The following is a 14,035-nucleotide window of genomic DNA, read 5'->3' as shown; positions in this document are numbered from 1 at the left end:
ACGCAATAACGAAAAACTAAAACATATAGATACACTTAGACATATAGCCTTACATTATCTATGTGGTTAAAATATAAACCCATGAAAAAAACACTAATTGCACTGGCTTTTGCCAGCATTTCATCAGCTGCCTTTGCACAAAACATGCTTGGCAGTAACGAGAAAGAAGAAAGAGCAAAATTTTTGAGAGGTGCTTTAACAGATTTAAGAACCTGCTACGACATCAACTACTACCATTTAGATGTGAAAATTGATATCGATAACAAATCGGTAAGTGGCAGCAATGAATTTGCCTTTACCGCTACCAAAGATTTTGAAGACCTACAATTTGATTTGTTCGAAAATTTAAAAGTAGAAAAGGTGGTTTTTAAAGGGAAAGAGCTTCCATTTACCAGAGAATTTGCGGCAGTTTTTGTCAAATTCCCAAAAATCAAAAAAGGCAGCAAAGAACGATTTACCGTTTTTTATAGCGGCAATCCACGAGTTGCAAAAACACCACCTTGGGATGGTGGTTTTATTTTCAGAAAAGATAAATCTGGCAACCCATTTGTATCTGTAGCTTGCCAGGGTTTAGGTGCTAGTGTTTGGTGGCCAAATAAAGACCATCAAAGTGATGAAGTGGACAGCATGCTGATCAGCATCAGCGCAGTAAAAGATCTGGATTGTATTGCCAATGGCCGTTACAGAGGTAAAACGCAAGGTAGCGATGGCTATACCAAGCACCATTGGTTTGTGGGCAATCCCATCAATAATTACAACGTTGCTTTTTACATTGGCAAATATGCCCATTGGAGTGATTCGTACGATGGCGAAGACGGCAAACTAAGCTTAGACTTTTATGCCTTGAAGGAAGATAGCGCCAAAGCTCGTCCACATTGGGAGGCCGATGTAAAACCGATGCTGAAATCTTTTGAATACTGGTTTGGCCCCTATCCCTGGTATAAAGACGGCTACAAATTGGTACAAGCACCGCATTTGGGCATGGAGCATCAAAGTGCCGTAGCGTACGGTAATCAGTATAAAAAGGGATATCTGGGCCGTGATTTGTCAGGAACTGGCGTTGGCTTAAAATGGGACTTTATCACCATTCACGAAACTGGGCACGAATGGTTTGGCAATAACATCACCACTAAAGACATTGCCGATATGTGGGTGCATGAAGGTTTCACCACCTACTCAGAGGTCTTATTTACCGAAAGCACACAGAGCAAAACCGCCGCCAGCGATTACATTGTTGGATTGCGTAAAAACATCGAGAACAAAGCGCCTATGATTGGGAAATATAACGCCAATACCGAAGGCAGTGGAGATATGTACTACAAGGGCGCTAACCTCATCCACACCATCCGCCAGTTAATTAACAACGACGAAAAGTTCAGGCAAATCCTAAGAGGATTGAATAAAACTTTCTATCATTCTACCACCACCTCCGCAGAGGTAGAAGCCTATATTAGCAAACAAAGTGGTTTAAAACTCAACAAAGTATTTGACCAATACCTACGCCATGCGAACATTCCCACCTTGGAATATAAAATTGAAAAAGGCACGTTACAATACCGATGGATTAGCGACGTAACAGGCTTTGACATGCCCGTAAAAGTAAGCTTAAACGCAGGAGAATATACTTTGATCAAGCCAAGCAACAATTGGCAATCTGTAAAAACAGATGCATCTATCACACCCGAAAACTTTAAGGTAGAACGAAATTTTTACGTAAACACCAAGCATGCGAAATAAGTTGCCATGTGATGCAACCTTTTCTTAATTAAAGCGTCTTCATTACCGGGTGCAGGAGAGTTTCCTGTACCCTTAACCATTTAACACCAAACATGAAGACAACCTCAATTTTTACCCTTTTCATTTTATTTGCCGCACAAATTGCTTTTGCGCAAAAAAGAACGCCCATTATTAAGGCTACCTCTACACAAGTTGACATTAGAGATGACCGTAAACTGAACAAAAATGCTTGGCGTATTGTGCCAGAAGAGAAGCTGGATGTTTACGTGACTTCTGGCAAAAAGGTAACCTTTTATACAGACATAGACTCTATCTCTTTTAAAATCGATCCTAAGGTTGGGCAGTATGATTTTATCATCTTGTTAAATGGCAAGGATACCGCCAGAACACAAATTAAATACCAAGAGAGCAGGTTAGCACAGCTTAAAAAAGCAGGAAAGTATAATTATAGCGATGACCGCTTGATTCCAAAATTTAGTTATCAGCATCAAGACGATGCAAATTTACAACGAGTAAGAAAAGACTTGAAACTTGATTCCGTTGCTGGAAAAGGGAATGAACTATCGCAAATTTTTAACCTTATGCACTGGGTCCATAACTTAATCAGGCATGATGGCAGCAGCAACAATCCTACTTTAAAAAATGCAATTGATTTGATCAAGGTATGTAAAGAAGAAAACCGTGGCGTGAATTGCCGAATGCTGGCAACTATTCTTAACGAATGCTATTTGGCCATGGGTATTACTTCTAGATATGTAACCTGTATGCCTAAAGAATTAAAATTTGACGATTGCCATGTCATCAATATGGTTTATTCAAAAGACCTGAACAAGTGGATTTGGATGGACCCTACCTTTGATGCTTATGTAATGGATGATAAAGGGAATTTACTTGGCATTCAAGAAGTACGTGAACGACTTGTTAAAGGCTTACCCTTGGTGTTAAATGCAGATGCCAATTGGAACAGGACCAATTTGCAAACCAAAGAAGAATATTTAGAAAAATATATGGCCAAAAACCTATACCGTCTTCAAAGCCAGCAAGTAAGCGAATACAATACCGAAACTTCGATAAGTGGTAAAAAAATAACCTATATAGAGCTTCTTCCCTTGGATGGCTTAGAGCAAACTCCTCAAAAAAGAGAATCAACCAATGAAAAAACTGGCGTAACCGTTACTTTTTACAAAACCAATAATCCCGATTTATTTTGGACAAAACCATGATAAATAAAAGAACTACTGTAAATTTACGTTAGCATATTAATACTAAAATGAATTTCTAATCGGCGCAACGTTTTCAAATTAAACAACGTCTATTAAGAAAGTAAAAACAAACCATGAGTAAAAAATATATTTCCATTGGCTTGATGTTAGCCGCCGCCATCGCAACTGCCCACCCTGTACAATCAGAGCTGCCCGTTAACATCAGTATTTCAAAATCGAAATTGAAAACTAGGGATATTGACGTGAAAAATTTCAGTGCAGTGGCTGCAGGTGGCCCCCTGCAAGTAATTGTAACCTTAGGCACTACGGAAGGTGTTAGGTTTGAAGGTGATGAAGAAGCCATTGCCTCACTGGTAGCAGAAGTGAAAGGCAGCACCTTAATTATCCGTCCTCAAATGAGCTGGACAAGTTGGACGCACAAATACAAGGACAAGAAGATAACCGCCCATGTAACGGCAAAAGCCATTAAAGCCCTAACCATGAGTGGCGATGGTTCTCTTTCCGTAAAAGGTACTATTCATCAAAATTCACTGGTTACTACGGTGAGCGGTTCAGGTGTAATTAACGCCAATATAGATGTACAGGATTACACCGCCACCATTAGCGGCTCAGGAAAATTGAACATCACTGGTGAAGCTGGTGAAACCAGTGCAAACATTAGCGGCTCTGGTGTATTAAGCAAAAAGGGCGCCTTGAAAGTAGCTAGCCTCTCTGTCCGTATCAGTGGTTCAGGTTCAGCTTATGTGCATACCGATGGAGAAATCAGTGCGTTGATTAGCGGTTCAGGCAGTGTTTATTACACTGGCAATGCCGATATTAGCCAAAAGAGCATCGGTTCAGGAAAAGTAAGAAAGATAAATTAAAAACATGAATCATAAAAAAGTCCCCTTCCGGGGACTTTTTTTATGAAACGATCGATCTAAAATCTCGTATATAATGCCAACTGAACGGCATTATTCATGGTATTCGCTGATGCGCCTTTGATGGTTTGGTTTAAGTAACCAGCTTCCACATCAAATGCTTTTGAAATGCGATAACCTACCGCTAAATAAGCTCTATTCTGGTCAAAAGTGCTTCCATTCAGTTCGTCCTTGTTTTGCAGGTTCAAGAAAAATTCATTCTGTAAAGCCACAAACATTCCTTTTTCAAAAGCTCCCGCCTGTTTTTGCAAGGGCTGTACCAACCTAAAGAAATAACGGAAACGTTGCGAGAACAGATCATCGGTTTGACGCTCAATAAAACGTTGCTCTAACCTAAACCTGTGGCTTAAGGTTGCCCCTTTCCAAGGTTGATGGTTATAAATGTATTGTTGCCAGATGCGATGTTCCGTTAAAGTTGTTTTAAGTCTACCTCCGCCTACAAGGATATCATCTTGCAAAAAAGTGGGGGTATACAAATAGCCTAAAGTAGCATTTGATTTTTTGTTGATGTAGTAGGTTATTCCTGGTCTAATTAACAAATGCCGTACTCCATCCCAATTATCATGCGTCCGAACCTGCAAATCAAAATGCATACCCCATTTATCGTTAAACTTGGTACTGTTTAGGAACATGAACCAACCCGTATTCTGCTGATTGGTTTGCGCATAGAGCATTGTGCTGAAAACACTGAATAAAGCAACAAGTGTAATTTTTCTCATTTGGTTTTAATTTGTGTGATAACGAAAATATCAAAATAACTGAACAATGGGGAAAAAGTAACAGAAAGTAGACAAATGAATAATCAATCTGTCATTTCGACTGAAGCGCAGTCCCGAACTTTCGGGAGAGAAATCTTAATAAAATAAAGTCATTCCAAAATCTCTGTGCGAAGGTGTAGATGAAACCCCTGCACGTCATTGCGAGGCACGAAGCAATCTCCTTTTTATTTGTAAGATATACGCTTTAAGATTGCTTCGTACCTCGCAATGACGAATCGTTTTAGGATTAGCTTCGCTGAGCATTTCGTGGCTCCCACCTACGCGGGAATAACGAACTCCATAACGTAAAAAAGCCTTGCTCATTTTCATGAACAAGGCTTTGTATTTTAAAAGATGCTGAAATAAATTCAGCATGACGAAAGGTGTCTACACGCCTAACAACAATCTAGCTGGATCTTCTAATAATTGTTTAACACGTACCAAGAAACCTACAGATTCGCGTCCGTCGATAATTCTATGGTCGTATGATAAAGCAATGTACATCATCGGACGGATTACCACTTCTTTATTTTCCGCAATTGGACGCTCGATAATGTTGTGCATGCCTAAAATTGCAGATTGAGGGGCATTGATAATTGGTGTAGACATCATTGAACCAAAAACACCACCGTTGGTAATGGTAAAGGTACCGCCAGTCATTTCTTCAATGGTCAATTTGCTGTCTCTAGCTTTAGTAGCCAACTCAATTACTGTTTTTTCAATTTGAGCTAAGCTCATGCTCTCCGCATTTCTAATGATTGGCACTACCAAACCTTTAGGCGCAGATACCGCAATGGATACATCCACGAAATCATTGTAGATGATCTGGTCGCCTTCAATACGAGCATTTACGGCAGGGAAATCTTTAGCTGCCTCACATACCGCTTTAGTGAAGAAACTCATGAAGCCTAGGCCAACACCATGTTTCTCTTTAAACTGGTCTTTATATTTGGCACGCAAATCCATAATTGGCTTCATGTTAACTTCGTTGAAAGTAGTCAACATAGCCGTTTCGTTTTTAACTGCTACCAAACGTTTTGCTACGGTTTTACGTAATGGCGACATTTTTTCAGCACGCTCATTTCTTGAACCAGCAACTGGTGCCGCAGCGGGAGCAGCTTTTGGGGCCTCAGCTTTAGCAGCTGGTTTACCTGCTTGTGCGTTGTTTGCATCATCTTTGGTAATTCTTCCATCAACACCACTACCTTTTACGCTAGCAGCATCAACACCTTTTTCAGCTAAAATTTTAGCTGCCGCAGGTGAAGGAGTACCTGTTGCATAGCTTTCGCCAGAAGATTTTTCTGCAACTGGAGCCGCAGCTTTATCTGCCGCTGGTGCTTCAGCTTTTGGAGCTTCTGCTTTTGTCTCTTTTGCCGGTGCAGCGCCACCTGCTTCAATGGTACAAACTACCGCACCAATTTCTAGGGTATCGCCTTCGCTAGCTACTACCTTTAAAGTTCCTGATTGCTCCGCAGTAAGTTCGAAAGTTGCTTTATCTGATTCCAGCTCAGCAATAATTTCGTCCATTTCTACAAAATCACCATCGTTTTTAACCCAACGAGATAATACTACCTCGGTAATCGATTCGCCTACTGGCGGAACTTTGATTTCTAAACTCATATTTTTATGTATGTTGTAAGGTTGAAATGTTCTAAAGTTGAAATGTTGCGAGTGAACAAAATCTCAAATCTCACATCTCAGTTCTCAAATCTAATTAATCTGCTTTAATAACGTTCTTTGCTGCTTTTTTAACTGGCTCTTTTGCTGCCGCCATCGAAATTTCGAAAGTTTTGGCCACAATGTAAGCCTGTTGGTTGGCATGTTGTTTCATATAACCAGTTGCAGGGCTACTGCTCTCTTTTCTCGAAATTACATCAATGTTGCTCAACTTTGTTTTTCTCAGCCTGCGTAGCAGATACGGCCAGGCGCCTTGGTTTTCTGGCTCCTCTTGTACCCAAAGTACGTCGTCCGCATTTTTATACTTTGCTACAATAGCTTCCATTTGATCTACCGGAGTTGGATATAACTGTTCCACACGAACTAAGGCAACATGTTTACCATCGTTATTTTTCTGTGCATCCAACAAATCGTAATATACCTTACCCGAGCAGAACACCACCCTTTTCACGTCAGCAACTTTTACGTTAACATCATCAATCACCTCTTTAAAACCTCCAGAAGTAAAATCTTCCAATGGGCTTACACAAAGTGGATGACGTAACAAGCTCTTAGGACTAAAATTCACCAAAGGCTTACGGAAATCGCGTTTAAACTGACGACGCAACGCATGGAAGAAGTTAGCTGGCGTAGTGCAGTTGGTTACCTGCATGTTGTACTCTGCACACAACTCCAAGAAACGCTCGATACGTGCCGAAGAGTGCTCGGGGCCTTGGCCTTCGTAACCGTGAGGCAACAACATTACCAAACCATTTGCTCTTTGCCACTTGGTTTCTGCACTGGCAATGTATTGGTCAATTACAATTTGCGCTCCGTTAAAGAAGTCTCCAAACTGTGCTTCCCAAATGGTTAATGCATTAGGGTTTGCCATGGCGTAACCATATTCGAAACCTAAAACACCATACTCTGATAAGTGTGAGTTGTAGATATCAAAAGTAGCCTGTTGCTCTGAAATATTTAAAAGTGGTGTGTATTCCTCTTCCGAATCCTCCAGCGTTAATACCGCATGGCGATGGGAAAAAGTACCGCGTTTCACATCCTGACCACTTAAACGAACTCTTTTACCTTCGGCCAATAAAGTGCCGTAAGCTAACTGTTCGCCCATGGCCCAGTCGAAAATGTGGGTATCGGTAGCCATTTTCAAACGCTCTTCAAATAATTTCTCAATCTTTTTGAAGAACTTTTTATCTTTCGGCAAGGTGCTGATTCTCTTAGCAACCTCTAAGAAAGTACTCTTTTTAACACCGGTTTCCGGAGAAGTTTCGAAATCTTTTTCGGTAGCTAAACGCATATCTGCCCATGCGCCACCAAATTTAACTTCGGCCAATGCCGCATTATATTCCTTCGCTTCGTTCAATGAAGTTTGCAGGTGAGCTTTAAATTCTTTCTCCATTTCTTTAGCTCCAGCCTCATCCAGCTTGCCTTCTTTAATCAATTCAGCAACATAGATTTTTAACGGGTTATCGTGCTTTTCAATGGCTTTGTACAATAACGGCTGCGTGAATTTAGGTTCATCCGACTCGTTATGTCCAAATCTACGGTAGCAAAGAATATCAATGAATACATCATTACGATATTTTTGACGATACTCCATCGCTAAGTTAATGGCGTAAACCAATGCTTCCGCATCGTCGCCATTTACGTGGAAAACTGGCGACAAGGTTACCTTTGCAATGTCTGTACAGTAAGTACTAGAACGGGCATCTTTATAGTTGGTGGTAAAACCAATTTGGTTGTTAATTACCAAGTGGATGGTACCGCCAGTTTTGTAGCCATCTAAACCAGCCATCTGAATCACCTCATACACAATGCCCTGACCTGCTACAGAAGCATCGCCATGAATCAATATTGGTGCTAAACGACCATTATCGCCATTGTATTTAAAATCGATTTTCGAACGGCTCATGCCTTCCACGATAGCATCTACCGTTTCTAAATGGGATGGGTTTGGGCACAGGCTTAAGTGTACGTTTTTACCTTTATTAGTGGTTACATCGGTTGAGTAACCTAAGTGATATTTTACGTCGCCACCAAAAGGAGTTTCCGGATTGTAGCTTCTTCCTTCAAATTCGGTAAAAATATCTTTATAGCTTTTTTGCATAATGTTGGCCAAAACGTTCAAACGACCGCGGTGTGCCATACCCAATACAAATTCTTCAATACCTAAATCAGCTCCTTTTTCAATTACCGAATCAAGTGCAGGAATTAATGCCTCGGCACCCTCCAGCGAGAAACGCTTTTGGCCCAAGAACTTGGTACCCAAAAAGTTTTCGAAAACCACTGCTTCGTTCAACTTTTTAACCACTCTCATTTTCTCATCGTTAGATAGTTTTGGAGTATTGCGTTCGCCCTCCATTTTGCTTTCTAACCACTGCAATACCTCAGGGGTACGCACATATTTGTACTCTACACCAATAGGGCCACAGTAAGTTTGCTCTAAAAAGGCAACAATATCTTTCAGCTTTGCTGGGCCAATGCCCAACTCTACACTTGAGTTAAAAACGGTTTCTAAATCGGTAGTGCTCAAGCCAAAATTTTCAATGTTTAAAGTAGGCAAGTGTTTACGGCGCTCTCTAACTGGATTGGTTTTGGTAAACAAGTGGCCACGCTGACGGTAACCGTTGATGAGGTTCAGCACATTGATTTCCTTCAAAAAATGCTCTGGAGCATCTCCTCCACTCACATTGGCAGCATCTGCGCCTCTTCCGAAATCAAAACCTTCAAAAAATTTCTGCCATCCAAACTCTACAGAACTAGGGTCTTCTTTATAACTCTGGTATAGGGATTCTACATATTCGGCGTTGGTGCCGTTGAGATAAGATAAATTATCCATTGGTATTTTTAACTATTACGATAAGTATTGCAAAATTAGGATTTTACCTTTAGAAAAGGCAATAAAATCGCATTTAAATAAATTTAAAAATTGTCATTAAAACATAGACGGTTTTTTAGGCTCGAACGACCTGTGCGAAAGTACCTTTTGGGTCTAAAAATTTCAGCAGCTTCTCAAAATCAAAGCTATTTGACAGTTTTTGGTCATTGCCAACACCCGCTATCGCAGCCCAGTTACCCCAGTTACTTGCCGGACAATAATCTATCAGTTGTTCTTCAAAATATGCTGCTCCCAACACCCAGTTTAAGCCCAGTTCTTTGACCAGGTAAGTAGCTACCAATTGTCTTGCAATTTGATTGATATACCCCGTGGTGTTCAGCTCCTGCATACAGGTATCAACCAAGGGCTGCCCGGTTTGTCCATCTTTCCAATGCTGTAAAGCTTCGGTATTTTCCAGGCGCAACGAAAACCCGTCTTTTTTAAACCCCTGAGGTTTGAAGAAAGTATTGCCATATTTCTTGAACATGAAACGATAATAATCTCTCCAAAGCAAGCCTAACACAATTTGGTTGAAATAAGGTCTTACACCATAATTGGCCTCGGCCTCTTTCATTTTCCAGTATACCTCACGCGGTGAAAGGCAACCTAGTGCCAGCCAGGCGGAAAGCTTAGAAACGATTTCGTGCTTTTTAAGTGTGGCATTGGCCAACACCATTCCTTCTCCAGCATGCAGGTAATCGTGCAGATGCGCCAAAGCTTCCTGCTCGCCGCCTTTAAAATCGGTTTTGATTTTAAGCATGCCCGCCGCCGGATTTTGCAACAGTTCGGCAAGTTCCGGAATTTCGCCCCAGTTTTCTAAATTTACAAAAGTAATGGCTGTTGGCGTGGTGAAACATGGCTTCACTACCGCATCACGTTCTGTTTTCTTTTTAAACTGTGTAAAAACATCCGGAATATCCTTGATAGGAAAAGGTAAATCTTCTTTATTGTAAAGCGTATGCCCAATAAAATGTTTCAGGTTCACTTTCAGTTTCCAAAGTGCATCTTCAACCTTTACACTTACAGCTGTTTCTTCACTAGCTACTTCTCTATGGTGATAAACCTCCGTAAGTTCATATTTTTCAACCAATTCTGGCAATATCTCTTCGGGATGTCCTTGTAAAACCAAAAGATTGCCGCCCATTTGCTTTAACACTTGCTGCAACGACGATACGCTTTCGATCAAAAATTTTGCCCGGGTAGCTCCAGTTTTAAAAGAGTGGTAATGGGTTTGCTCAAAATGGCGGGGATCGAATATGTAGACTGGTAAAATTTCGTCAGCCTTGGAAACAGCTTCAACCAGCACTTCATTATCGTGCAAGCGAAGGTCATTCCTAAACCAGACTAAAATTTTTTTGCCCATATCCGTAGCCATTCAAACTAAGAGCCCGCAATTTGCGAAAATTTAGCTCAAAAGTGCTGAAACCGGCTTCAATTTTACATATTTATAACATAGGCAGGTTTTAGGTAAAGTTTGTGTTGCAAAGCACGCCGTTAGCCGATTATTCCATGGGCAAATTGGCTTTAGGATTTTATCCGTTAACATCCCAATTCAGTCATTACAGTAAAGAAGCAAAACTATCTGCAAATCCAGTTATATTAGCGGCTAATGTCCAACTTACTTTTTAAACATATCCAAAAATTTGCAACGGTAAGCGAAAGTGATTTTGCTGATATTCTGAATTTCTTTGAGCCTATTTCGGCCAAGAAGAAGGAAATTTTGTTAAGTGAGGGACAAATTTGCAGGCGACACTTTTTTGTGCTCAAGGGCTGTTTAAGATTATTTTACGTAAAGGAAACAGGGGCCGAACAAACCACTCAATTTGGTATTGAAAGTTGGTGGATGACCGACAACTTGGCTTTTTTGGAGCAGAAACCTAGCGCCTTCAGTATCCAAGCGGTAGAACAATCGGAAGTTTTGAGCATTAACTACGACGCACAAGAGAAAATGCTGGCCAAACACCCTCAAATGGAGCGATATTTCAGAAGGGTGTTTGAAAAATCCTTTGCGGCTGCCCAGCTAAGGATCAAATACATCAACGAATACTCCAGTGAGGAGCTTTACTTTCACTTTGCCCACAGCCAACCCGCATTTTTGCAAAGGGTACCACAATACTTATTGGCTTCTTACCTTGGCTTCACGCCCGAATATCTTAGCGAAATCAAGAAAAAGCATTTTGGGAAGTAAGCAAAATGAGATAATGTGATGATAAGATAATGTGATGATGAGATAATGTGATGATGAGATAATGTGCCGCATTTTGCTTTCTTAAACCAGTTTAAGTTTCTTGCCAACAGCCCGCTTTAACTTTGTATCGTTAATCAAAAAGAATAATTTTTAACACTTGATACAATGAAAAGAATAGATTTATTAAGCCTAGAGCCTAACGCCTACAAAGCAATGTTTGGACTAGAGACCTACCTGCAAAACACCTCATTACAAAAATCCCACTACGAGCTGATCAAAATCAGGGCTTCACAAATAAATGGCTGTGCTTTTTGCTTAGACATGCACACTAAAGATGCCCTAAAAATTGGCGAAACTCAACAGCGCATCTTTTTATTGAATGCTTGGCGTGAAACAAGCTTGTTTACTCAAGAGGAAAAAATATTACTGGAACTTACCGAAAAAATCACACTCATTCAGCAGGGCGGTATTAGCGACGAGCTTTATGAAAAAGCTGTGAATACTTTTGGGGAAAACTACCTTGCACAGATCATTATGGCAACTGTAGCGATTAACGGCTGGAATAGGATTGCAATTAGCACGCATAAAGACGTTGCCAGGTAACTCCCTCCGACTTGCGAAGTTTTTGGAACTTCGCAAGTCTTCTACAACTACCGCCATTTCAGCCGCAGGCAGAATCGAAAATCAACGAAGTTAAACCTAACGACATGAATTTAAGAACGACCAAAAAAGAAAGGTACGCATTTAGAGCTCCGTTAACTCCTGATAAATAGCTAACATCCGTTTAGCGTTCACGTTAATTTCATGGTGCTTTTCGGCTGTTTTTCGGGCATTTTTACCTATTTCCTGCCATTTATTAGGTTGCGTAATGCACTTAAGGATGCAACGATAGAACTCGTCGGCCGTATCGGCAATCAGAATATCCCTCCCATGCTTGCAATCAATCCCATCAGCTGCCATGGTAGTGGCAATAATGCACTTTTGCATAGCCATGCCTTCAATAATTTTCACCCGCATGCCGCTCCCCGAAAGCAACGGCACAATCATGATGGCTTTGCTGTTAATGAAATCCACGGCATCAAAAACTTCGCCTTCCACAATCAGGTTGTCTGAGTCGTATTCAAAAAACTGCTTCTGCATGTTCTTTCCGGCAATATAAAATCGCAGCTCGCCACTCAGCTCTTCAATATCAGGCCAAATCTCGTCCAAAAACCACTCTAGGCCTTCCTTATTTGGCCGCCAGTCCATGGCACCTAAATGAAACAAAGTAGGAAAACTCGTTTTACTGGTATCAATTTTATATTTCTCAAAATCTAAAGCTACCGGAAAAACATCCAATCTGGTTTGGCAGCCCATCAACAACAGCTTTTGTCTATCAGGGTTACTAATGGCAAACACTTGGTGAAAACGGTTGATCTGCTCTGTTTCATAAGCCTTTAATCTGCGGGACAGGAACTCTAAATAGGTTCGTCGGGGCGTAAAACGTTCGCCCAGTGCCAAACGTCCCCATACATCGTGCTCAATATGGTGCGCCCTATAAACCAGTTTCGCCTTGCTATGGGCTTTCACCGTATCCAAATAAGGCACCACAAAAAGCCCCTCAAACTGTATTATATCAAACTCCTGCTCACGCAAAACATTCTCCAATACCTTTTCCGCATCATGATCATGGTAACGGGAAACATTGTACGACTGGTTGGAAAAGATATTGGCAAAGGCATCCCAGGCGTTCACCTCAATATCAACGGTAAACGAATGAAAGTTGATTTTCTCGAAAACAGGATCGTAAATATCGTCTACATCCACATATTGCTTAGAGTTGTTGAGGCTAAACAGCGTAAGTTCCACGCCAAGGCCCAGCAGTCCTTTAATGGTATTATAAACCACTATGGGGTAGCCGCTATTTGGCGGAAAAGGGACTCTATAGCTCAGCAGAAGTACTTTCAAGTTTAAATTCTATGGTCAGCTGTGGGCTGGTTACATTAAATGTTTTACGGTGATATGGAGACGGCCCCATGTTGATTACCGCATTTCGATGCGCAATAGTTGGATAACCTTTATTCTTTTTCCAATCATATTGCGGATAATCTGCATCCAATGCCGCCATATACTCGTCTCTGTGTGTTTTTGCCAAAATAGACGCCGCAGCAATGTTCTGGTACTTGCCATCGCCTTTTACAATGCAGGCATGCTTAACATCTTGGTAGGCCTTAAATCGGTTACCATCAATCACCAAATACTCTGGACGAAGGGCAAGTTGGTCCAAGGCACGGTGCATGGCCAAAAAAGAAGCATTTAAAATGTTGATACGGTCAATTTCTTCGTGATCAACCATAGCCACGGCCCATGCCAAGGCTTTTTCCTCAATAATTGGTCGCAGCTCGTCACGCTGTTTGTGCGTTAGCTGCTTCGAATCCGTTAAACCTTCCAAATAAAAATCCCGGGGCAAAATTACCGCAGCAGCCACCACAGGGCCAGCCAAGCAGCCACGTCCAGCCTCATCGCAGCCAGCTTCAATTAACTCTATTTGATAGCAGTTTAACAGCATATTACAAAAATAACACTTCTGGAGGCTTACTTACAATAATGACGAAAATTATATCGCCAAAAAGGTCTTTTGAAAAGCAGGCATAGTGCTCATCACCAAATTAGCCCCGCTT

11 protein-coding genes are annotated in these 14,035 nt (G+C 41.1%); 5 read left to right on the top strand and 6 right to left on the bottom strand.

Annotated elements, in window-relative coordinates; all coding sequences use genetic code 11:
• The first annotated feature begins 81 nt into the window (after positions 1-81).
• The 3 genes from DUT71_RS17390 to DUT71_RS17380 all read left to right on the top strand — a co-directional run bounded on the left by DUT71_RS17390 (position 82) and on the right by DUT71_RS17380 (position 3,823).
• Entirely contained in the window at positions 82-1,737 is a 1,656-nt protein-coding gene (locus tag DUT71_RS17390) for a M1 family metallopeptidase (RefSeq protein ID WP_113663859.1), read from the top strand.
• Between the two features lie 92 nt (positions 1,738-1,829).
• Positions 1,830-2,960, top strand: a complete 1,131-nt coding sequence (locus DUT71_RS17385; RefSeq protein ID WP_113663818.1) for a transglutaminase-like domain-containing protein — start codon at positions 1,830-1,832, stop codon at positions 2,958-2,960.
• Positions 2,961-3,073: 113 nt separating this feature from the next.
• The gene (locus DUT71_RS17380) at positions 3,074-3,823 is read left to right on the top strand and encodes a head GIN domain-containing protein (RefSeq protein WP_113663817.1); all 750 of its coding nucleotides are present in this window, start codon (positions 3,074-3,076) and stop codon (positions 3,821-3,823) included.
• Positions 3,824-3,879: 56 nt separating this feature from the next.
• On the opposite strand, the gene DUT71_RS17375 is transcribed toward DUT71_RS17380, so the two are convergent.
• The 4 genes from DUT71_RS17375 to DUT71_RS17360 form a co-directional block, all read right to left on the bottom strand.
• Positions 3,880-4,599 carry a DUF2490 domain-containing protein gene (locus DUT71_RS17375; RefSeq protein ID WP_113663816.1) on the bottom strand — a complete coding sequence of 240 codons (720 nt, stop codon included), beginning with the start codon at positions 4,597-4,599 and terminating at the stop codon, positions 3,880-3,882.
• A gap of 426 nt (positions 4,600-5,025) precedes the next feature.
• Positions 5,026-6,258 carry a 2-oxoglutarate dehydrogenase complex dihydrolipoyllysine-residue succinyltransferase gene (odhB, locus tag DUT71_RS17370; RefSeq protein WP_113663815.1) on the bottom strand — a complete coding sequence of 411 codons (1,233 nt, stop codon included), beginning with the start codon at positions 6,256-6,258 and terminating at the stop codon, positions 5,026-5,028.
• A 94-nt stretch (positions 6,259-6,352) separates the two neighbouring features.
• Positions 6,353-9,148 (bottom strand): 2-oxoglutarate dehydrogenase E1 component, encoded by a 2,796-nt coding sequence (locus tag DUT71_RS17365; RefSeq protein ID WP_113663814.1) that lies wholly within the window; start codon positions 9,146-9,148, stop codon positions 6,353-6,355.
• Positions 9,149-9,263: 115 nt separating this feature from the next.
• Complete coding sequence (locus DUT71_RS17360; protein WP_113663858.1) at positions 9,264-10,550, bottom strand: DASH family cryptochrome; 1,287 nt, start codon at positions 10,548-10,550, stop codon at positions 9,264-9,266.
• A 246-nt stretch (positions 10,551-10,796) separates the two neighbouring features.
• Between DUT71_RS17360 and DUT71_RS17355 the strand changes: the two genes are divergently transcribed.
• Both DUT71_RS17355 and DUT71_RS17350 read left to right on the top strand, forming a co-directional pair.
• Positions 10,797-11,375: a Crp/Fnr family transcriptional regulator gene (locus tag DUT71_RS17355; protein ID WP_113663813.1), complete on the top strand. Its 579-nt coding sequence runs from the start codon at positions 10,797-10,799 to the stop codon at positions 11,373-11,375.
• A gap of 165 nt (positions 11,376-11,540) precedes the next feature.
• The gene (locus tag DUT71_RS17350) at positions 11,541-11,978 is read left to right on the top strand and encodes a carboxymuconolactone decarboxylase family protein (RefSeq protein ID WP_113663812.1); all 438 of its coding nucleotides are present in this window, start codon (positions 11,541-11,543) and stop codon (positions 11,976-11,978) included.
• A gap of 141 nt (positions 11,979-12,119) precedes the next feature.
• Here DUT71_RS17350 and DUT71_RS17345 read toward each other — a convergent pair whose 3' ends face one another.
• Both DUT71_RS17345 and DUT71_RS17340 read right to left on the bottom strand, forming a co-directional pair.
• A complete protein-coding gene (locus DUT71_RS17345; protein WP_113663811.1) occupies positions 12,120-13,322 on the bottom strand; it encodes a glycosyltransferase family 4 protein in 1,203 nt (400 codons plus the stop codon).
• Positions 13,297-13,923: a ribonuclease HII gene (locus DUT71_RS17340; RefSeq protein WP_113663810.1), complete on the bottom strand. Its 627-nt coding sequence runs from the start codon at positions 13,921-13,923 to the stop codon at positions 13,297-13,299. The genes DUT71_RS17345 and DUT71_RS17340 overlap by 26 nt, the downstream gene beginning before the upstream one ends.
• Positions 13,924-14,035 lie beyond the last annotated feature (112 nt).

This window comes from Pedobacter nanyangensis (assembly GCF_003313505.1).
GTDB classification, from domain to species: domain Bacteria; phylum Bacteroidota; class Bacteroidia; order Sphingobacteriales; family Sphingobacteriaceae; genus Pedobacter; species Pedobacter nanyangensis.
Note: the sequence above shows the minus strand (reverse complement) of the source record. Positions and strands in the feature narration are given on the sequence as shown.